Origin of the sequence: Agrobacterium tumefaciens (assembly GCF_009649785.1) — a bacterium.
In the GTDB taxonomy this organism is placed as follows: Bacteria; Pseudomonadota; Alphaproteobacteria; order Rhizobiales; family Rhizobiaceae; genus Agrobacterium; species Agrobacterium tumefaciens.
On sequence record NZ_WJOK01000023.1, the window covers coordinates 66355 to 89020 of the forward strand.

The 22666-nt window shown below is 52.8% G+C and carries 14 protein-coding genes; 6 read left to right on the forward strand and 8 right to left on the reverse strand.

Annotation, left to right across the window (positions count from 1 at the left end; genetic code table 11):
* Positions 1-17 precede the first annotated feature (17 nt).
* The 5 genes from GH784_RS21420 to GH784_RS21440 are packed head-to-tail and all read left to right on the forward strand — an operon-like array spanning position 18 to position 12565.
* Positions 18-7454 (forward strand): type I polyketide synthase, encoded by a 7437-nt coding sequence (locus GH784_RS21420; RefSeq protein WP_153793735.1) that lies wholly within the window; start codon positions 18-20, stop codon positions 7452-7454.
* Complete coding sequence (locus tag GH784_RS21425) at positions 7455-8855, forward strand: aminotransferase class I/II-fold pyridoxal phosphate-dependent enzyme (protein WP_111801886.1); 1401 nt, start codon at positions 7455-7457, stop codon at positions 8853-8855.
* Positions 8856-8880: 25 nt separating this feature from the next.
* Complete coding sequence (locus tag GH784_RS21430; protein ID WP_111801885.1) at positions 8881-9669, forward strand: SDR family oxidoreductase; 789 nt, start codon at positions 8881-8883, stop codon at positions 9667-9669.
* A gap of 2 nt (positions 9670-9671) precedes the next feature.
* Complete coding sequence (locus GH784_RS21435) at positions 9672-11279, forward strand: LTA synthase family protein (protein WP_153793745.1); 1608 nt, start codon at positions 9672-9674, stop codon at positions 11277-11279.
* The gene (locus tag GH784_RS21440; protein WP_065660359.1) at positions 11276-12565 is read left to right on the forward strand and encodes a capsule biosynthesis protein; all 1290 of its coding nucleotides are present in this window, start codon (positions 11276-11278) and stop codon (positions 12563-12565) included. Before GH784_RS21435 ends, GH784_RS21440 begins: the two co-directional genes overlap by 4 nt.
* 18 nt (positions 12566-12583) lie before the next feature.
* Here the strand turns inward: GH784_RS21440 and GH784_RS21445 are convergent, their stop codons facing one another.
* From GH784_RS21445 to GH784_RS21480, 8 genes are all read right to left on the reverse strand, one after another.
* Complete coding sequence (locus tag GH784_RS21445) at positions 12584-14851, reverse strand: glycosyltransferase (RefSeq protein ID WP_153793736.1); 2268 nt, start codon at positions 14849-14851, stop codon at positions 12584-12586.
* Between the two features lie 5 nt (positions 14852-14856).
* The gene (locus GH784_RS21450; RefSeq protein WP_081308973.1) at positions 14857-15597 is read right to left on the reverse strand and encodes an ABC transporter permease; all 741 of its coding nucleotides are present in this window, start codon (positions 15595-15597) and stop codon (positions 14857-14859) included.
* A gap of 50 nt (positions 15598-15647) precedes the next feature.
* Positions 15648-16460, reverse strand: a complete 813-nt coding sequence (locus GH784_RS21455) for a hypothetical protein (protein ID WP_153793737.1) — start codon at positions 16458-16460, stop codon at positions 15648-15650.
* A 318-nt stretch (positions 16461-16778) separates the two neighbouring features.
* On the reverse strand, positions 16779-18041 hold the full coding sequence (locus tag GH784_RS21460; protein WP_153793738.1) for a capsule biosynthesis protein: 1263 nt from the start codon (positions 18039-18041) through the stop codon (positions 16779-16781).
* A 36-nt stretch (positions 18042-18077) separates the two neighbouring features.
* Positions 18078-18731: an ABC transporter ATP-binding protein gene (locus GH784_RS21465; RefSeq protein WP_112424588.1), complete on the reverse strand. Its 654-nt coding sequence runs from the start codon at positions 18729-18731 to the stop codon at positions 18078-18080.
* Positions 18732-18737: 6 nt separating this feature from the next.
* A complete protein-coding gene (locus GH784_RS21470; RefSeq protein ID WP_153793739.1) occupies positions 18738-20012 on the reverse strand; it encodes a capsule biosynthesis protein in 1275 nt (424 codons plus the stop codon).
* The gene (locus GH784_RS21475) at positions 20009-21058 is read right to left on the reverse strand and encodes a hypothetical protein (RefSeq protein ID WP_153793740.1); all 1050 of its coding nucleotides are present in this window, start codon (positions 21056-21058) and stop codon (positions 20009-20011) included. The genes GH784_RS21470 and GH784_RS21475 overlap by 4 nt, the downstream gene beginning before the upstream one ends.
* A 46-nt stretch (positions 21059-21104) precedes the next feature.
* Positions 21105-22067: a methyltransferase domain-containing protein gene (locus tag GH784_RS21480; RefSeq protein WP_210251784.1), complete on the reverse strand. Its 963-nt coding sequence runs from the start codon at positions 22065-22067 to the stop codon at positions 21105-21107.
* A 296-nt stretch (positions 22068-22363) separates the two neighbouring features.
* Between GH784_RS21480 and GH784_RS21485 the strand changes: the two genes are divergently transcribed.
* The coding region (locus GH784_RS21485; RefSeq protein ID WP_194842986.1) for a 3-hydroxyacyl-CoA dehydrogenase NAD-binding domain-containing protein at positions 22364-22666 on the forward strand (303 nt) is incomplete at its 3' end.

Genomic DNA, 22666 nt, shown 5'->3' on the forward strand with positions numbered 1-22666 from the left:
CCCTAAGTGGATGAATTATGGCAGTCGAAATTCTCGGACACGCATGCGTTGCTCCCTCCGCAAAAAATGTGCAGGAACTGCTTATTCTCTTAAAACAAGAGAAGTGCGCAGTTACCGCAATACCAGCTGAACGCTGGAATCCGGCGCGTTTCTGGCATCCTGCAAGAAGCGTTCAGGGTAAAGCATACACGTTCGCGGCTGGCGTGATTGATGATGTTTTCGCGTTTGATGCCGCCTTGTTCGGGCTATCGGCGCGCGAAGCAGCTCAGATGGATCCGCAACAGCGCATTCTTCTCCAAACGGTGTGGCGTGCGCTTGAAGATGCGAGGATAAATCCTCAACAACTCAAGCGGGAGCGCGTTGGCGTCTATATTGGCGCGTCGTCTTTGGATAGTGGCAACCTCCAGGTTGAGGATCCGGCTTCCGGCGGGCCTCACTTCATGACCGGCAACACACTTTCGATCATTTCAAATCGAATTTCACATATATTCGGTCTCAAGGGCCCGAGCATGACGATCGATACGGCATGCTCTTCATCGCTCGTAGCGCTTCATCATGCCAGGCAGGCTCTCGAGGACGAAGAAATCGATACCGCTATCGTCGGTGGCGTCAATCTTCTTCTGCATCCTTTTCCATTCGTCGGATTCTCGCAGGCCAGAATGCTGTCGCCGGAGGGGCTCTGCCGAGCTTACGCGGAGAATGGGGAAGGATATGTTCGCGCCGAGGGTGCAGGGGCCGTCATATTGAGGCGCGCGGACCGTGTAGCCGGCGAGGGCGCACGCAGCCGCGCGACATTAGTCGCCAGCGGTGTTAACTCGTCCGGCAGGACCAATGGTATTTCGTTGCCATCCAGGGAAGCGCAAGCGCAGCTATTGAGTTCACTCTATAATGACACTGGCCTTGACTGCAACGATCTGGTGTTCGTTGAGGGGCACGGAACTGGGACTAAGGTAGGCGATCCGGCAGAGCTGTGGGCTATCGGAACCGTCATCGCGCAAGGCAGGTCCAAGCCGCTCCCGATCGGGTCAATCAAGTCCAATATTGGACATGCGGAGCCTGCATCAGGAATATTGGGGCTTATCAAAGCGATGCTGGCGTTGGAAAATGACTTCCTGCCCGCCACATTGCACGCTGATGTCCTAAACCAGACGATTGACTTCGATGGTTTGAATATTGAGGTGAACCGTGCCGCACGCCCAATAGAACGGGGCGAAAAGCGCCGACTTGCGGGCATAAACTCGTTCGGTTTCGGTGGCACGAACGTGCACGTGGTGATCTCCGATCCACCGGAACCTATTCCTGTCGATACGGCGCCATTTAATGGCTTGTTTGTTTTGTCCGCCCACACGCAGTCGGCGCTTGAGTCGCTGTTGCAGGACTACGTTTCACGGCTGTCTTCGTCTTCAGCCGAACAAGTTGAGCAGCTTGTTTCCTCCAGTAATAACATGGCGCTCAAACACCGTTTCGCAGCCTTTGGCGATAGTGCCAGTGACATAGCGTCAGTTCTATCGGGTTATCTGCGCAATGGGGAAGGTGATCGTGCTTACGTCGGCCAAACGCCGGGCAAGTCAGTCAAGACTGTGTTCGTCTATGCTGGTAACGGATCCCAATGGGCTGGAATGGGACTTGACGCTTACAAGGGCAATCCAGACTTCAGGGCCAAATTTGATGCCTTCAGCGACCTGTTTTTAAAGCAGGCCGGCCTTGACCTTTCAGCACTGCTTGAGGCTGGAGATTTGGAAAGGAACCTGCGCGACACGCGAGTGGCGCAGCCGATACTCTTTGCCATTCAGGCTGCCTTGACGGACTGCCTTAAAGAAAAGGGTGTTAAACCGGACGTCGTGCTGGGCCATTCCGTCGGGGAGGTGGCAGCTGCCTACTCGGCGGGTATCCTCTCAGCAAAGGATGCCGTTACGATCGTCGCTGTTCGATCCAGGCATCAGCATTCCCTGGCGGGCCAGGGCGCGATGGCGGCTGCCGTGATGTCGGAGGCGTTTGCCGTCGCCTTTGCCAAAGAGCATGGTCTGGATAACATTGTCGTCGCCGGGATAAATGCCCACAACTCGGTGACGATTTCCGGTCCGATTGAAGAGATCAAGCAATTCAAGGCTTTGTCTCAAGTGTCGCGTCATGTCGTGCATGTGCTTGATATCGATTACCCTTTCCATCATCCTATCATAGATAGCGAGAAGATGGCGTTTCTGCGGGATATGCCCCCATTAACGCCGAAGTCCGGCCATACACCCTTCATCTCAACAGTGACTGGATCGATGATCGACGGCGCCCAGCTCGATTCCGAATACTGGTGGAGGAATGTCCGTGAACCGATTGCCTTCGAGGCGGCGGTCAGTCTTGCCGTTGAGAATGGTGGCAACCTTTTCCTGGAGATATCCCCTCGACCCATTCTGTCGAGCTATGTGACAGAAACTGTAAAGCAGCAATCCGCAGCTGCAGTGGTTTTGCCCACACTCAGCCGCCCTGGCCTCGATGGCGATTCTGACCCCGTCACGTCCATTGTACTTCGCGCAGTGGCACACGGCGTCGACGTACCATCGACTTCGATGAATTACATAGCACCATGCGACCTACCGATCATTCCGTTCGAGAATGTCAGCTATCGACCAAATTCGACAACCGACGGAATCAACTTGTTTGGGCGCGATGGCGCCGATGGCACATACACCCTCCTTGGTTGGCGCACCGATCCCAACTCCTCCGCCTGGAAGAACCATTTGGACGCACAGCTGTTTCCGGATCTTGCCGGGCATGTAGTTGACGGCAAACCCATTCTCCCGGGCAGCGCATTTATAGAAATAGCGCTTCAGGCTGCGCGGCAGTTTTACGGCGTTTCGGACGTGGAGATCACGAACCTCGAAATTTTCCGCCCGCTGGAGCTGCGGGAAACCAAGCTCATCGAGCTGTCGACCAAACTTTCACCCGAAACCGGTTTTATCGAAATTGCCTCACGTGAGTATCTGAGTGACAATGGGTGGACGATCCATGCCACGGCACGAAGTCGCAAGCCGACTGAAAGTATCGGTAGTGTGAGGCTTCGGCCTTCCAGTACCGCAAAAGTCCATCAGATCGGTGGCGCGGAGGCCTATCAGACGGCCCGGAGCTTTGGTCTGGACTATGCCGCCTGTTTCCAACTTCTGAATAAGGCCGAAGTCTACAACGAGAAGCATATCCTGGTAGAGTTGCAGCCTGCTGCCGCTCCTGTCCATCCCTATCTTAGCTATGGTCTCGATCCGGTCTCGACCGATGCTGCGTTCCATGGCCTTGTTGCTCTTTTCGCTTTGTTGACGGGCGAAGCCGACGGTGCCCCCTATATTCCAGTGCGGTTTGGATCGGTTCGGTTCGCTTCATCAGCGAAGGCTATCGCAAGTGCCGTCATCGAGATTCAACGCTTCAGCCCCCACAGTCTCAAAGCAAGAATCGATCTCATCGCAGCAGACGGAACACTGGTGTCATCTCTTGATGACTGTCGCTTTCGCCGCACTTGGCTGCGACAACATACGACCCTGGAAACGGCCACGTTTCATTATGAGGCGGTGCCGGACGCCGTCGAAGCGACCGTTTCGACTAAGCCCGCCAAAGTGGATGGACGCGGATACCTGCCAATGGTCGATTCCATCGCTCCCGCTGAAGGCACGATTATTCTCACCGCCGCCGTGCTTCGGGCTTCGTTCGATGTCGCCCGGCTGCTAGCCGACGGCAAGGACGCTGTCACGTTTTCTGCGCTGCCGGGAAATCAGGGTTTTCAATGCTATCTTTCGAGTTGTCTTTATGCGCTCGAGGATGCTGGGATGGTGCAGTCCAATGAGGAGGGGTGGCTGTTGCGGCAGCCCTGCGAACTGCCGTCGGTCGAAGAACTTCTTGGCCAGATCAACATCCGTTTTCCCGACCGTGTTGCCGAGGCTGTGCTTGTCAATAACGCTTATAGAGAAACGCTGGCGCGGCTTTCGGTTCAGTCTTCCTTCTCACGGACTGAGGGCAGCGTTTCGTTCATAAGCGAAGCAACAATGGACCATGTTCGCCACCATACCGCCTTCGCGCGCGCGCGCGAGTCACTTGTGTTGGCGGCAGTCGAGAACGCGCTGGGAGATGTCCAGCAAGGTGATGGCTTTACGATCATTGAGATCTGCGCGGTATCGCCGGCTTTCAGTCAAAGGTTGGCCGAACTGGCAGCGCTTAAAGGTGCGCAGCTCATCATCGCTGAGCCCTCCGACCATTTGCGTCGGACGCTCGAGATAGCTTTTGAGCGCAATCCGTCGATTTCCTGCTTGGACCTAGATAATCCTGTTTCACTAACTCGGGCTAATCTTGTCGTTAGCGCCAGCGGCGATGTCTATGGAAAGCTAAGCGGGGACAAGCGCCTGCAAGCCGTGCAACGTATCGCCGGCTCTGCCGCTGCGACCGTTGCTATCGTCGATCTGGCATCGTCCGGGTTTGCGGATTTTGTTTTCGGCCTTACGGATGGCTGGTTCTCCGGCAGCGCCACGCCCGAGTTTCCGATTGGGAAATTCGCCACCGAGGCAAAATGGCGTGCGCTTCTTGCCGAGTGCGGCTTCTCGCAAACACATATCCGGCAACACGAAAGTGCCCACGGCGCACTTTTGCTCGTAGAAGCTCAGGGGCCGGGCGCTCTCGAGGTTGAAACGGTCAAGACGATGCCGTTTGCGGCCGTAGTGGAAATAGTTGATGGCGAACACGCGTCCTCGACGGTCTTCGAGCCACTGCGTTGTACGACAAGGGGTGCCGAAGCGGAGTTCGCAACGTTCTTCACGGACAAGGAGGGCGCGCTGGCGTTCGTGTTCGATACGAGACGCCAGTGTAAGGGGTCTGACTGTTTGCAGGATGCGGTCCAAATCCTCAGCGCTTTGGCTGAGGCCGCACGCAAACATATGAGGTCCCAAAATTCGCCTTCTCGGACGAGACTGCTCGTCCTTGCCGAAGGTGGTTCGCCTGCCGGTTCGGCAGAACCTGATCCGACGGCAAGCGGTGTCTGGGCCTTCAGTCGCGTCTTGCAGAATGAATATGACGAACTGGAGGTTTTTCTGCTGGACCCGGTGGCCGATGGCGCGATGAGGCTCAACGCAATCTCTATGATACTTTCTTGTGACGGCCGAGAAAGGGAATGGGTACAGGATCGGCGAACCGCGCTGCTCTCCGTCGTGCGCGCTGTACCCGGCCACGCCAGATCTGCGAGTTTGAAGACAAAAAATTTCGAGAGCGCGACGATCCGCCAGCTTTTTGCGGGACGCATCGATTCGATTTCTTGGGAGCAAAACAACATACCAGCGCCCGCGGCTGGCGAAGTCAGTGTGAGGGTTGCTGCGACGGGGCTGAATTTCCGTGATGTCATGTGGTCCATGGGATTGTTGCCGGAAGAAGCTTTGGAGGACGGTTTTGCCGGCGCCACGATCGGTATGGAAATGTCGGGAACCGTTGTCGCTGTGGGTGAGGGTGTCACAGACCTTGTTCCGGGCGATGAGGTTATGGGCATCGCATCTCAGGCCCTGTCGACGCACATCACGGTAGCTCGAGACGGGCTCAGCAAAATACCGGCAGGCATAGATCCGGCAGCGGCCGCCACGGTTCCTGTAGCGTTCCTGACGGCATATTACGCGATGGTTGAGCTTGGCCGCATCGGCCGGGGCGAAACGATCCTTATTCACGGCGCAGCCGGAGGCGTCGGGCTGGCGGCGCTCCAGATCGCAAAGCTTCGTGGGGCAAAAGTGATAGCAACAGCGGGTACCGTCGAAAAAAGACGTTTCTTGTCGCTGCTTGGCGCCGATCACGTATTTGATTCCCGCTCTCTTGCATTTGTCGGTGACGTCCTACGCGTTACTGACGACAAGGGCGTCGAGCTGGTGTTGAATTCCCTGTTTGCCGAAGCAATGGAGCGCAGTTTCGAGCTCCTGAAGCCTTTCGGTCGTTTCCTGGAACTCGGAAAGAGGGACTATTACTCCGACCGGAAGCTTGCTCTTCGACCCTTCCGCCGCAATATCTCTTATTTTGGGATCGATGCCGACCAGCTCTTGATCAATGCGCCCGAGCTTACTCGACGTATTTTCCGAGAGATCGGGACATTATTCGCCGAGGGCAAGCTCGTTCCGCTGCCTTACCGGTCCTTCAATTACGACGAAACCGCCCCCGCATTTCGTCTGATGCAAAATGCCGGGCATATTGGCAAAATCATCATTCGTCCACCGCAGCCTAAAAGGGACGCAGTACAAAAATCAGGAGCGAACCATCTCGAATTGAGCCCGGGTGTGTACCTAGTCGTCGGCGGCATTGGTGGTTTCGGGCTCGCCGCGGCGGACTGGTTAGCGAGTCGCGGCGCGACGCATGTTGCTCTTTGCAGCCGACGTGGTGTTCCTGACGAGGAAACCCTTGCGGCCACCGCTCGGTGGAACGCTGCTGGTATCGCTTCGAGTGTTCATTCATGTGATGTCACTAACGAAGCCTCGCTTGATGCGCTACTTAAGAAATTGCGGGTTTCCGGTCCTGTCAAGGGCGTTGTCCACGCCGCCATGGTCCTCGATGATGCGCTGATTTCCAATCTGGATCGTCAACGCAATCGAGCGGTCATCGAGGTTAAGGCGAACGGCGCCGGCAATCTGGATCGCCTGACACGCGAAGACGAACTGGAGTTGTTTTTGCTGTTCTCGTCGGCAACCACGATGATCGGAAATCCGGGCCAAGCCAACTATGTTGCCGCGAACGGATATCTCGAAGGTCTGGCGAGGTTGCGAAGAGCTGCGGGTCTCCCTGGGGTAGCGGTTGGCTTTGGCGCGATTGCCGACGCAGGATTTCTTACGCGCAACACCGGCGTTAATGACATTCTAGCACGGCGTATAGGTAAGACGGCGTTGACGGCAAAGCGTGCACTCAGCTTCGTCGAGCGCGTGCTGCTGAAGGATGGCGGCACGATCGATGAAGCCGTGGTCATGGTTGCCGAGATCGATTGGACTAGCGCGGCGTCGCTGCCGCTCGCGTCGCAACCACTTTTTTCGGCCATTCCACGCAATGCAATCTCGAACGCGGGCGGAGGAGAAGGGGACAGGATCGACCTCGCTACGCTCGTCGCCGGAAAGACACGTGAGGAGGCGAGCGCCCTTCTTCACGAGTTCCTTGCGGCTGAAATTTCCTCGATTCTCAAGGTTGCGGAAGACAGCATCAAGTCTGACAAGGCTCTCAAGGATATCGGACTGGACAGCTTGATGGCAATGGAACTAGGTGCCAGTTTCCAGCAGAAGAGCGGGATAGATATTCCGTTCTCGGGAATGGGAGAGGGCGCAACGATCGGTGACATCGTACAGAAGCTTTACGATAAAGTGGTGTCAAGCACCGTGACCGACAGAGAAGACGGGGGACAGGAGGACGCGTCCTTTTTAGCGGCGTTGGCGGAAAAGCATGGTGCCAAAAAGCAGGAACGGAAAACAGTTTAGATGGTGGATGACGAAAACGGCGACGCCGGTGGGACGAAAAATGCTGGCGCCGACTATTTGAGCTTGCTGCGTGACCGACATGAAGCGGCTGGTCAGAACCGGCTATCGCGGGTCAACAGGCGAATGCCGGAGCGGATAAAAGCTCCCAAGCGTTTTGAGGATCTGGCGGAATACAAGAAAATTCTCGCTCAAAAGGCGATTAGCGGGCTTGCAGGAGTCGATAATCCTTTTTACCGGTCGCATGAGATGGCAGCTGGCGCCACCACGCGTATTGGCGGCAGGGAAGTCATCAACTTCGCGTCCTATGATTATCTTGCCACAAACAGCCATCCGGCCGTGCATGCTGCTGCCATCGAGGCTATCGATAAATTCGGTATATCGGCCTCTGCAAGTCGACTGGTCGCGGGTGAGCGGCCACAGCATGGACTTCTGGAGCAGAAGCTTGCCTCCATCTATGAAGCGGAGGCGTCTGTCTGTTTTGTCAGCGGTTATCTCACTAATTCGACCGTCATCAGCTGCGTCATGGGGCCAAAGGATCTGGTGATCCATGATGAGTTGATCCACAACAGCGTTCTTGCCGGGATAAAGCTATCCGGTGCTACTCGTCGTTTTTTCCGTCATAACGACACTGCCGATCTGGAAAATATTCTGATGGGTATTGAGGGCGAGTTCGAGCGCGTTCTCGTGGTTGTCGAGGGCGTCTATTCAATGGACGGGGACGTCACTCCACTTCCGCATTTGATCGGCCTGAGGGGCAAATTTGGTTTCTGGCTCATGGTCGATGAGGCTCATGCGTTGGGAGTTTTGGGCGAGAAGGGAAGAGGAACCTTCGAACATTTCGGAATCGATCCGTCAAATGTTGATATCTGGATGGGCACACTATCTAAGACAGCCTCCAGTTGCGGCGGCTATGTGGCGGGATGTTCCGCCCTCATCCAGATATTAAAGGCAAATGCAGGCGGCTTTGTTTATAGCGTGGGTCTCCCGCCGGTATTGGCAAGCAGCGCGCTAGCCAGTCTTTCGATCCTTGAAAACGAGCCGGATCGCGTTGCACAGTTACGTGAGAACGGTAGATTGTTCCTCGATGTTGCACGCCGAGCCGGTCTGGATACAGGCACTAGCGGAGGTCATTCCATCGTTCCGGTTATTGTCGGTGACTCGCTGCGTGCCGTGCAATTGTCCAACGAACTATTGAAAGCAGATGTCAATGCGCTGCCGATCATCTATCCTGCAGTGCAGGAGGGCATGGCTCGGATCCGGTTTTTTCTGACTAGCGATCACACCAGAGGCCATATTGAGACAGCCGTGAATCTAACGGCTAATAGCCTGAACGATCTGTTGAAACGCAACGTCGGACTCGGAAGCCTCGATATGCAGCAAGTCGCAAAATTATTCAGCTAATCAGACCCGGGTTTGGAAACGGCCTATGCCTCACATTATTATCACGGGCGGATCGAGTGGTATCGGCCTGGAGGTCGCCAAAATATATTTAGGTAGAGGCTACCGGGTTTCTCTGATTGCCCGCAGGCGAGGGATGCTTCTTACCGCTGCCCGTTCGCTCACCGGGGCGGATCTCGTGACAGGGGGGGGCGTGTTTATCGCCTCGGCGGATGTGAGCGATGAAAGAGAATTGAGAGAGGCGATTATTGCCGCTGAAGCGAATCACGGTCCCTGCGATGTACTGGTGGCGTCAGCCGGGCGGGTTGATCCGCAAGAGTTCGATGCTCAATCGGCAGATATTTTTGAGGCACAATTATCCGTCAATTTTCTTGGATGCGTGAACGCGGTTCGGACGGTCCTTAAAGGGATGAAAAAGCGAGCCAGCGGCCACATCATGCTTGTGTCGTCCGGTGCTGCCCTCATCGGCATTCCGGGCTACAGCGCCTATTGTGCGTCGAAATCGGCGCTATCTTCATTTGGGGAATCCCTGCGGATTGAGGTCGCGAATGCAGGCGTCACCGTCGGTGTTAGTTTTCCGCCCGATACGCTTACGCCGCAATATGAGCGTGAGATACCCCTGCGCCCGCAGGCTGCCCGGCGCTTGATGGGTGCAGTTGCGCCTTGGCCAGCTGATCAGGTAGCGAGAAAGATTGTCATTGGTATAGACAGGGGGACGGCGCAAGTGCACTTTGGGGCTTCCTTGACCCTTCTATCGTGGTTTTCTGCATTCATAAAACCGGTTTTATATCGGCGCTTGCAGCGGATGCAGGCTTGACGATGGAATTACTCCTGTTCGACATTTCGTTTCACGAGGATCAACCCGTTTCTCTTACGGCGGTATCCTTTGTCGTGGCAGCAATAATTGTCTACCTGACCGATCCGTTCGCCATGCCGAAACGGGTCAGGCAGGAAAATCGTCTGCAACATAGCCCCCAGCGGATTGTTGTCGAGCAACTCGCCAGGCTTCCAATCATAATGTTCGTGTATTCAATTTTCTTCGCCATATCCTGGCGACCGTTCTACTCTGGACTTGGAACGGTCAGCTTTTTCGTGATCTTCACCGGCATATCACGAGCAAAATATATTTTTATCCGTGAGCCACTCGTATTCTCGGATATCGCGCTGGTTGTTGATGTATTCAAGTATAAGAGCATTTTTTACGCGACGAACTTCAATGTGCTGTTCTGGATTATGGCGCTGTCGTATGTCTTTGGCGTTTCCGCTCTGTTTATGATTGCCGAGCCCTCGATTATACCGTCGCATCACACATGGTTGTGGATTCTAGTCGGTGTACTCGTGCCGAGCCTCTGCATTCTCATGCTTTTTGTAAAGCCGATTGGACATGTCGCGGCATTGGTCGCGCAATGGCTTCTCAGGACACTCAACGTGAAGTCGAACACCACCCGGTTCGGAACCTTCACCTCCGTCAGCTATCATTTCATGATGTGGCTTGGTATGCGGCGAGAGGCGATTATTGAAGAACTCGCCAAGGGCCTTCAAAGCGTTATTCACGATTTTTTAGGGGAGCCCAGCCGTGAATCGCCTCTGGTGATTTTCTGGCAGTCGGAATCCTTCATGGATCTGCGCAACATCGGATGCGACGACCTAAATCTCCCGACCATCGATGTTTTAAAGGAGCGGGCCGCACAGTGGGGCCGGCTTATCAGCGTATTTGAAGGTGGTTATACGCTGAGGACCGAGTTTGCTGTTCTGAGTGGTCTCCAGCCGGACGACGTTCACGCCGATGCCAGTTATCCTTATCTTCGCGCGTCGCATTACGCGGATATTGTGTGGCCCAATAAGCTGCGGAAGGTTGGATGGTATACACATTTCATCCATCCGTATGACCGAACCTTCTTTCTTAGGCACAAGGCCATGCCAATTTTCGGTTTTGGCGAAATGACGATGCTCGATGATTTCGATCACGTTCCTGCACGTGATGGTGCCTACGTGTCGGACATGCGCCTGACCGAGAAAGTTCTGGAAATTGCCGAGGGGTTGGAGAAACGGCAGTCAGCCCTTCTTTTCGTAGCTTCCATGGCCAATCACGGCCCTTGGGAGGCGGGTCGCGTCGAAGGCATGAATGATCCGATTGAGATATACAAGGAACTATTGCGCAAAGCGGATGATGCCTTAGCCCGTCTTGTCGCGGAGTTGGATAAGTATGATCGTCCGGTCTGGCTAGCATTTTATGGCGACCATGCACCGCTTTTAAAAGAATACGCCGACCCTTTCCCTGACCCTCGCACAGACTATTTTATCGTGCCGCTCGCTAGAGCAAAAGAGATCAAGCACGTCGCAACGGCATCTCGGATCGAGGCGCCGTGGACATTGTTCGAGACCCTCCTTTGGCATGCGCATCTATACAAGGAGCGATTCAAATGACTTCGCAGGGACCTTATCTCTTTCTCCAAGGGCCTGCTTCTCCGCTTTTTTCCATGATCGCCGAGAATCTCACTCGGGCAGGTCATACGTGCTATCGCATCAATCTCAATTTCGGCGACCAGCTCTTCTGGAGCAGGGGAGAGGCAGTCAATTATCGTGGCCGTCCGCAGAACTGGGGTAACTTCATCCGCAAGTTCCTGAAGGATCAGGATATCAAAACCATCATCTTGTTCGGTGAGGAAAGACCATACCATCAGGAGGCCATTATGGCCGCCAAGGCGCATGGTATAGCAATCGTCGCGATCGAGATGGGCTACCTGCGTCCTGATTGGGTCACAGTGGAGATGAATGGCACATCGTCCAATTCCCATTTTCCAAATGAGCCGGGGGTGATCTTGTCTGCCGCAGCCCTCTTGCCCGAGATTGACCGGACACCTCGTTATCGCCAAACCTTTCTCGCAGAAGCGCTATACGATCTCGCCTACTATCTTCCCTCTGTATTTTTCCGCCCACTCTATCCTCATTATCAGCGGCACTCGTTGTTTCATCCTCTGGTAGAGTATGCAGGCTGGATCCTTCAACTCGCGACAAAGCATCACCGAGCATCCAGGGCGCAAGAAATGTTGTTCGCGTTAAAAAAAGCGGAGCAACCGTGGTTTGTGTATCCGCTTCAACTTGAGACGGATTTCCAGCTTCGTGCGCATTCGCCCTATCGCAGCCAAAAGCAAGCTATTGCCGAAGTGCTGACTTCTTTTGCCTCCTTTGCCCCAGGAAATACTCGGCTTGTGATTAAGGTGCACCCGCTTGACAATGGACTAATTTCATGGCGCCGATTTATAGATAAAATGTCGAAGAAATTGAGCATTGGCGATCGGGTCGATTACTTTGGTGCAGGTGACCTTGCCGCGTTGATTTCTGGATGCTCTGGAATTGTCACTGTCAACTCTACCGCAGCCCTTCATGGGATTTCTGATGGAATTCCGGCCAAAGTGCTTGGAACGGCGATTTACGACGTCGCCGGTATGACGGATCAAAAGAAGCTGGACCAATTTTGGCAAGACCCTCAAAAACCAAATAAGGAATTGGCGGCAGCGTTCTATCGTTTGTTGGCAGCTTCAATCCAGGTTCGAGGCAATCTCTCTTCAAAAGCAGGTTCTTCGGCGGCAGCTGAAGGCATCGCAGTGCGAATACTCGATGGAACCGTAAACTCTCCGGGTGGGGACAGCGGTCATGCCCCCCGGAAAAAGCCTGAGAAACATTCACCCCGATTGTACCTCGAAGCCTGAGGTGGGAACAGGTGGAGGTTATCCATCTCTCTCTGTCGGCCTGTCTCGTGCTGTTGCAGAACTAATCTGGTTACGATCGCGCGTGGGCTGGATCCTAAGACCTGCGCGGGCAGGCGCAAGGTGAACGGGCAACTCCAAACCTGGCGTCGAATGCCTCTTTTCGTAGCCTGGATTGATAGAAGGATCGTCAAATGTATCAGTGCCGTGCAATAGGCGCAGGTTTTCTTTTTCCTGTTCGAAACGGCGTTTCTTGTCTCCAACGAGATCTGACCCACGAGAGGCTGACTCATGATGGTACATGCACGCAAACGGCGTCCACACAATCCTGAAGCCCGCCTTATGGGCCCTGATGCAATAGTCAACATCGTTATATGCGACGGCGAAATTCTCTTCGTCCCAAGAACCAACTATCTCCTTACAATCTCCGGATATCAACATTGCAGCGCCAGTCACACACGTTACCGAGTTTCGCAAATGCAGTCGATTCATTGGTCCTCCGAAATTGGCTGGCTTGTTGAGATACCAGTGCCCAGCTAATCCGCCAAAACCAACAATCACTCCAGCATGTTGAATTTTCTTATTAGGATATAGAAGCTTGGCGCCGACAATCCCCGTGGCGTCAAATTTCAGGCACGAGACCATTTCTTTCAGCCAACCTGCATCGATAACTTCAATATCGTTATTGAGTATCAGGAAGTGTTCGCCCGAGGACTTTTCCATCCCGCGATTTATCGCCCGGGCGAAATTAAAAGCCTCTTCGGCTATGGTGACTGAGAAGTTCTTTTTTGATTCCGTGTAGCTTCGATATAGTTCCAGAACGCGTCGATCAGTGGTTCCATTGTCAATAACAATGACCTCTAGGTTTTGGTAATCTGTTTCCTCAAACAGTCCTTTGAGGACAGTGCTTATGAGGTCGAAACTATCTCTACTAGGGATGATGATCGAAATTTTCGGCCAGTCGAGTCCTTTGGGAAGAGAAAACTCCACGCGGTGGAGGGTTTCGGTTAGGGCCGGGACCACTTTGATCACCTGGCCTTCGCGCTGAAATCTCTCTAAAAGTGCAAGACGCGCGGCTTCAGTCGCTTTATCCATAAAACGGCGGGAGTAGGTCTGGCCGGTCCGGCGCCACCAATAGGCAGGATAGGGGATATGGATAACATGCTGCTCTGGAATCCCCTCAAGATAACGCAACAGAAGATCATAATCCTGCGACCCATCGAAAGCCGTTCTGAGATATCCAATCCTACGTAAACGATCATGACGATAAACTGAGAAGTGGTTGATGTAATTCACGCCCGTCAGCAGGACCGGGTCGAAGGCAGGCTTCAGCATTAATCCATCAGGAACAAGGCGATCATTGACGACAACCTCATCCGTATAGAGGAATTGGCATTGAGGGTTTGCAACGATCGTCGCAGCAATCATCTTCAACGCATGCGGAGCGATAAGGTCATCATGGTCGAGCAACGTCACCCACGTGCCTGAAGCCAGAGCGAGGCCCTCGTTCGTCGCGTTGGCGATACCTCTATTCACGCCACTACGAGCAATCTTGATGGTGTTGCGCTTGGCCAGTACCTCATAAAATCGCAACGTCTCTTCTGAGGTCGAGGCGTCGTCACTGAGAATCAGTTCGACGCCCTCTGCGTGCTGCGTCTCGAATGACTTCACGAGATCGTCGAGGTAGCGCTTCGGGGCATTATAAACCGGGACTACAATACTGAGCCATACATTGTCATTTGGCTCAGGGCGAGCAACGTGTAGTTTTTGCGCCAGTCCATACTGTGTATCGATAAATTCTAGGACCTGTGATTTAGCATGTCGGAGGCGAGGCGATGGCAGCTTGAGCCGAAACCGCGGCAGTCGGCCGATATCCCAGCGTTTCGCGCTCTGCATATCGGCTTCCATTCTGAGCTTGATCACATGTTCTGCGCTATCCCAGTTTGGAAAGGCCTCTATCTGGAATGAGAACTCCCCAGGTTGAGCCGATGGATCTATCCGCAGGGACTTCACTAAACCCAAACGTCCAACATCTGCGGTTACAATGAAACTGTGGCCGGGTTCGTGCTGCACTGTATCGCGCTCTCGGTAACCGTGCCCCCTGTTCAGGTAGACTTTTGGCTCGATCATCTCTCCATCCGTTGTACGGAGAAACGCGACCAGTATTGGCTTTCGAAGGGTGTTGAAGCGGATATCAAAAAATGGGTCGTCGCCGGTGCTTTCCCACCGGTTGGGATCGATAAGATTGATTGAAATAAGATCTCTGCTGGAGCGAATTCGCAATGTCATATCTATTATCCTTCCAGCATTTTCATTCTCAGCACCCTTTCCAGAAAGAGGCCGGAACACAAAGATATTGCACCAAAACCAATGATATAGTTCCTGTCTAGCCATTTGTCGCTATACCCCGGGTAATAGGCAAGACGCATCCATTCCACTGCATGGAAGGCCGGGTTCCAGGACAGAATGTAAGCAATGCGCTCGGGAAGAGCAGCAGAAACAAAAAGGGTGCCAGATGAGATGTAGACAACGATCATAGTCAGCGCATAGATCGTTACGAAAAAGGGCGCGAACATTGCGATTACACCGGCAAGGAAACCGACACCGACTGCTAGCAGAATAATTGCAAGATAGGCATATACCGCCTCGAAAGGATCTGCCGGAAAGGGATTGTCGCCAAGTGCGAGCAAAATCATGAACATAAAAAATAATGTCAGAGCTGCGGCCACGACTTCCAGAAAAGCGCGTGCCATCATAATGTCGACTACCGTAACAACGGGAAACGATAGCATAGTGCGGTTCATGATCAGCGACAGCGACATGAATCGCGAAACGTACATGAACGCCAGCGTCGGGATTAATCCTGTCGCAAAAAATACGTTCAGGCTGTCACCATACGGCGCTTTACGGCCCATTACCGTATAGATGGTTAACAGAATAAGCATATGAGCGAGAGGCCACAGGGAGACGAGCAAAAACCCTAGCCCGTGATTGAAAAAGCGGCTGCGCATATCCCGCAGGATGACAGCCGTCATCACATTTTTTTTCGGAAAGTGCGTTGAGGATGCTCGTCCGCTCAATAGTATTATGCCCTGTCATTCAGGTGTCCTGGGGATCTCTGCTCATTCCGGTGTAACGGGAGTTGGCTTGGAGTTTTCGCGAGATGGGCCATAATCGAAGCTTCGGTGGCATTTCTGGCCTTGCGTCGCAGCTCGCTGTTCCTCGCAAGGTTGAGAATTGTTTCTAGCCAAATTCTTGGGTTGTTCTCAATCAATATCTCGCCGGCGGTTTCGGCCTCACCGTAGACTTGTCCGCTAGAAAAAATTGCCGCGGCGCCCATGCGAGCGCAATCGAAACGTTTCGTGCCGGATCTGACATTGTTCACTCTGCTCTGTAAGAGAGGAACCAACAGAATATCAATATGCTGTTGTTTCGTCTCAGACAGGTACTGGTTCCAACTCCTATGAGATTTTACGGTCAAGCGCCGTGAGGGAAGTCTTGCACTGGTCCATAATCGTTCCAGCCGATGCGATGACGCCGTTACTTCGAATGACAGGTTAGGACACAGCGCCAGAGCATCTCGCACAATTGGGACTAAAAATTCATGTTCCAGATCGTGGTTGCCCGTTGAATGAAACGCCATTTTCACCTCCTTCCCATCGTCTTCGGGTGGCGAAGGTGTGTAGGTGTCAGCGGGTGGGAAGGGTGGAAGAACAACGGGTTGAGGCGCGTCGTCCCTCTTCAATCTGTCAGCGAGGCGGGGAGTCGAGACCCATATATCAGACAGGATATTGTTTAGGACAGGGATGGGCACAAGCCCGATCGCAGCCAAGTAAGCCTTGTACCCCAGCGTTCCTTCGTTGTCGACGACCGTTGCGGCAATATCGTCATCGATCATGAGACTGGTCCCTGCGAAACTTTTTCGATGCCTGTACATCCAAAGTAACTGTCGAGGTCTGATATATCGACAAACGATCACAAAAAGGCCGTCAGGATCGACGTCACACAGGAACTCGTCGAGATTGCGTATTTCTGCGGGAATGGGCGTTCGTTTAAGCCTCTCTTCAAGATAGTAACTGAAGGTAGGATTTGGCCCATTGCGAAGCACAAGCAGGCGCCGGATTGATATTTGATTGTTGATCGGGCCCACTCTTGCCATCGGTTTCGGCAATGCAGCATAAAGGCGTTGTCGTATTGAGCTGTCAGCCATAGGACTTCACTGCATCAGACGGCTGCGGGCAAAGTAAAGCAAACTGGTCGCTGTAGCCCAGGTGATCAAGCTAGCAATGGCGGTCAGGCTTATCCAGAGAAGACGCTTAGGATAGTTCGCTTCATCCGGAACACGCGGTGCGAGAAAACTGTCAAGATAGAGAAGCTGTTGCTTGCTGATAAAACGGACCTGCTCAAGTGTCCTGACACTGGACGAGAACTGTTGTTCGGCAAGGTTTTGGGCCAACTCAAGCTGTGAAAGGTCCTGTGATACGTCTGCTAGACTACGTTCACTCCCGATGCCGGCGAGTTGCGCATTGAGATCGGAGAGCTGCTGTTCCTTGCTGCTGATTTCGCGTTTCAGCACGCGCATTTGCGGCGAGTCAGCTGAGACAACCGCAATCCGCGCATTGTATTGCTGTTGAAGATTCAACCGTTCATTCTCGATCGTACCAATCAAAGTCGAAATAATCTGGGAGCTATTACTGACGCTCAAAACGCCTTCTCTATTGCGGGTCGAGGCGACTGTTTCGCGAGCCTTTTGAAGCTGTTGCTTTGCGTTTTCGAGGCTTGTCTCGGCGGTTGCGATGACATCTTTCCAAATACGATCGTTGACTTGGTTCACAATGACTTCGGACGCTTTAACGATCTCGCCTACTAGAACAGCAGCGTCCCTGGCAGCAAATGCCCTGGCCTTTACCGTGACAATCCCGCTTGATGCATTGACGGTCGCTGTGACCATATGCGCCCAGTAATCCCTCGTCTCCTCAGCAGTTGCGTCACCGGGGAGGCGAGCCCACCAGTCAATGTCGGCACTACCAAAAAGCTTCTGCAGGTCAATGTTGCGATCACGCAACATATCGATAATTTCGTGGCTGTTGATGAAGTTAGTTACAATTTGGGTATCCTGGACGATTTTTGCAGAAGGAACACCGGTTACTCGCGCAATCTGGTCTCTGCCGAGGGCCGGCGTCGAGGAACGGACAGTAAAACGAGTTTCCGATTCATATTGATCGGAAGCAAAGATGCCATAATAAAGCAATGCGGTTACGTTCGGAATAGCAAAAAGAAGGACTGCAAATAAGAGCACGGTCGCTGTGAAAATTCGGTCACTCAGCCTAGGTCGAAGGCCGACTGCCTTAAAAAGGCTGCTTCTTGAAGAGGTTGAAAAGCGGAGTTTACGCGCTGACGAAGTCAGTCGCTGGGAGATAACTTTACTGGCCTCAAGCCCGCTCACCGGTCCATTGCTGCTTTCATTCTGCGGCGCCAAATAAGCCTCCATAATGTATCGCGTCGCGATAGATAGCTATCTGTTGAGGCGGTAATAGGCTTCGATTCCAAGCTCAACGTTATCGTAATACATCATTCGGCCATCCACGAGCAAAAAAGCTTTTTCGCAATAAGCCTTTATCGTCTCCATCCCGTGAGAAATCATGATGATGTCAGAATTCCTACGCCTGCTGTCAAATGCCTCCTTGCAGCGTTTTTGAAAGCGTGCGTCGCCAACGGCCGTGACTTCGTCGACAAGATAACATTCGAACTCGATGGCCATGGAAAGACCAAAGGCGAGACGAGCAGCCATGCCAGATGAATAGGTCCGAACAGGCGCGTTGATATAGTCACCCAGTTCTGCAAATTCTTCTACGAACCTTGAGACGCGTTCGGGATTTTCACCATATGCCCTGGCGACGAAATTGAGGTTCTCTTTGCCGGTCATTGCAGAGTTGAAACCGCCGGCAAAGCCGAGCGGCCAGGAGACGCGAACGTTTTTGCTGATATGACCAGAGTTCGGCAGTATTGTTCCTGCTATCATGCGCATGGTTGTTGATTTGCCAGCACCATTGACGCCGAGGATTCCATAGGAATAACCGCGTTCGAATTCGAGGCTCACCCGATCGAGAATTACTTTCTTGTGGCTTTGGGTTTTGAAGTGTTTCGAAACATTCTGAAAACGGATCATTTTGTTCTAGAGCCTGTGATCTTCAACCGACGCCCAGGCAAGCGCGAGAATGGTCCAGGCTGTGAGCAATCCAAGCATAATCAGAACAGGCGAAAGGAAGCGACGCGGATAGAGCGCCTCTTCTGGCAAGGCCGGATTGACGAACACCGTGAGATAAAGTGCCTTCCGAAGAGCCGCGGCAAATGCCTGATCATAGTTTCGTCTCGCGGCTTCATAGAGCTTCTCCGCCACCACGCGATCTGTCTCAACTACCGAAAAATTCGATATGACATTGGCGAGCGAAGCGTCGGCCCCGCCCGTAATCTGTGCACGGATACCATCGATCTGCTGATTGATGCTTTCAAGGCTAAGGCTCAGTTGTCGATAGCGCGGAGAATCCGTATTTTTAGCTTGGCGCAGCACAAAAATTTGGCTTTCCATTTCGAGCTTTCTGCCTAACAGCCCAGTGAGCAAAGTACCTTTCTGTTGAGCCTGTTCGGTCGGATTCAGAAGACCGCTACCTTGTTGGAATCGGTTCAGGTTACCAAGTGCCGCTTGGTACAAGCGATCCGTTCGTTCTACTTCGTCGCGAAAACTCGACATCATATCTTCGCGCGCGCGAACCGTCAGTTCATTGACGAGCTTTTCGCTTTCTTCGAGGATAGCTTTGGCAAGGTTCACAGAATCCTCGGGTGTAAAGGTCTGAACCTTCAAGATGATAATCCCGGAGGGTCCGTCGATGTAGGCTACTACGTGTTTCATCCAGTATTTCAGGAAGTCTTCATGAGAGCCACGCTTGTCGAACCGCGCCAAAAAATCCGCGTCATCTCGCTGAAAAATAGCCCGATAGTCAATTTTGCCGTCCAGGCGTCGTAAAATTTCAGCCGAGTGGATAAAACTCGTCACAACATACGCGTCCTGGGAGGACGACTGCATGCTCATGATCCCGGTATCGACCCTTTCACTTGAACCATCATCTGCCAAGGATCGCACGGCGAAGCGGGCCTCCGATGTATATTGATCGGACGCAATCAAGATGAAATATATCAGCGATGCCAAGAACGGAATTAGAACAAGCAGCACAAATGAAATAAGACCCCATGGCGTCTTGCCGCCATGTTGGAGCTCGGGTTCGTTTGCGGTCTCGATCTCGATCTGGGGCGGAGCCTTCGTGAGTAGACGCCTTCTTCCCGACTCATAGAGACGAAGCCACCCCGTCGTTTTTGGTGTCTCTTGAAGTTCGAGCGGAATTTGATCGGTTTCCGCTTTGGTTTTCGCGGACTTCGTAATCGTATCGGTCATCCCTGCACCTTAACATCCGGCGCAACAGCTTGGCGCACATAGTGGTCGAAGATGAGATCTTCTTCCAGCATCGTCTCAGCAACAGGTATTTGGCGTAACCTCAAGGCCAAATCTTTGAGGATAGAGTGCTTGCTGACCACAGGGACGTCAATGGGAGGTACAGAAAGAAGCTCCCCCACGCCTTGTTGGAAATGAACGCTATTGTCTCCATGACCAACAACGGTAAAGCGGGCAAGTGCGCCGATCGCCGGCGCAATATCTTTACGTGTTATTATTTGCTCGGGATATGTACAGACGAATTGCTGTGTGATGGGTGAAATCAGCACCCGTCGGACCTTATCCGGTGCCTTCTGTAACGCACGTTTCAATGCCCGGTCATCCGCTAAGTTAATTTCAGAAAAGTATTCAGCAGCAGGGGATAAGATCAGTCGATCACGATCTCCAAGGAAATTTGGCATGCTTCTGGTGAGGCGATTGAGGGTAAAGAGGCGGCAAGCCATCTCGTAGTACGGGTCGGGAATATCGGCGATAGCCTGGAATCCCCTGTCAAGGAAGTCTTCGTAGTTGCGCAGCAGAATCCTGCCGCTGATATAGACCGACGACCCTGCATTGAGGTGAAATGCCTGCATTGTCGTTTCGTGACCAAAACGTTCTACGCCTGAAATAGCGTACTGAAAACTTTCTTCACAAAAAGCGTCGAACTTCATCATAGGCAAAATGCTAAGCTCAAGACGCAAAATCTTGTGTTGAACCGGATTATCGATCGGCGAACGACGATAGATCAGGAGGCCCGTTTTTGAATCTCGAATAGATAGTCTTCGCTGCTTGGCGAGATCCAAAATTCGGGTTGCATCAATCCGGAACCCAACCATCCCGGTCGCATGGCGACCTGATTGCACGACAGCTGGTTTCGGTTGGTCACACGCAATTGCCACGTCTCTGCCATCGTCCATAGTGACGAAGATCGTAGCTTCTTCAGAAAAGCCGTCGGGGATCAAGTACCCCTCTATGACGCTCCCATGATCATATTCGACGTTGAACAGCAATCGTCCGAGTCCGCTCTTACACCTAAAGTCACCACCCTAGACTTAACTAACGTCTGGCGAATACCGAAAAGCATGGGCCACCAGGATGATTGTTGTCTATGGCCTGAATTTCAATTTTCGAATACCCCAAACGCTCGAGCAGCGATATTATTTCACTTCTTTCTAGCCAAAAATGGCGATCCTTCATGCCCCCGCAGAATGAGGCGTTCTGGTCCGCGTTCTGATAGCTCCTTTCGTGGTAGTGGAGTTCCATACCAGCCACCGAGCGGAGTTCGATCTTGCCACTGAATGGACGCCTACGGACATCCGAAGGTGGCATAGCACTTTCATCGAAGAAATGAGTCCATATGAACAATGCATTGGCACGTTTGGAAAGTAGATGAAGAAACTCTCCCGGATCTGGCATGTGATAAAGGACGCCGGAGGCAAGAGCAAAATCGTATGTCTTTTGAGTGCTCTGGAGCCATTTCTGGATATCGCCGAGATAAAACGAAGCTTTATCAAGCTTTAGGATTTCCTTAGTTACAAGACACCGCAAAAAACATGATTGATTGGCTTCAATTGCGTCGATGTTGGCGGGTCGCTGTTTGTTGAGAATGAACGTGTGCATTGCCTCGAGAGGGCCGACCTCGAGGACTTCGGCCCCTTCGAGCGATCCATAGGCATTTAGCGCGGACAATATCCGTCCATCCTGAAATAGCGGAATATTGCCTGCCTGTAGCCCCGGAACCGGAAAGGAGGAACTCCAGCCCGGTATCGCATCAATTGCATTTTGGTGACTGGGTTGCCGCATCTCAAATTGCGCGAAAACCCCGGCGTTTACTTTGTCTTCTTTGGCTGAACCAGCGTTTTGCGTTGCAGTGTTCGAGACCCAAGATGAAAGCCGGCTAAGAAGCGATTTAAAACTCGCCGACATATTAGGAAAGACTTCCATCAAATTCCTGTCTGTTTGAAAACTAAGCATTGTTCGGTTGTTGTGGAATGCCGCAAATAGAGAAGTCACGTCCATTAACGCAACTGGGGATATCATCCAACAGCGCTGTCAATCAATCGTCTTCTGGCAGAATCAGTATTCGTTGCTCAGAAGCCCGTACAATTTCGACAAGACTTCAGTTTCTGCATTGAGCCGGTGCCGCAGCTGGAACTCTGAGCATTATGGCACCGGCGTCGTAATTGTCATGACTTCGATCATTGCCTTGGAGTAATGATGCATATAAGTGAATCTACTATCTTGAGATGTAGGTATTGAAACCGCAATCACAGCGTGGTTTTTGCGAAATTGTGTTTTCTATGTAGGTTAGTGAAATGAAGATAGTGATGATCGGTGCCGGTTATGTCGGCCTTGTTTCCGGTGCGTGTTTTGCCGATTTCGGCCATGACGTGATCTGCGTGGACAAGATGCCGGAGAAGATCGAAGCGCTGAAAAGCGGCCATATCCCGATCTTCGAACCGGGTCTGGAAGTCATCGTTGCCAACAACGCCAAGGCGGGCCGATTGAGCTTCACCACCGATCTCTCCTCCGCGGTTGCCAATGCCGATGTCGTCTTCATCGCGGTCGGTACGCCCTCGCGTCGCGGCGACGGCCACGCCGATCTCGGTTATGTCTAT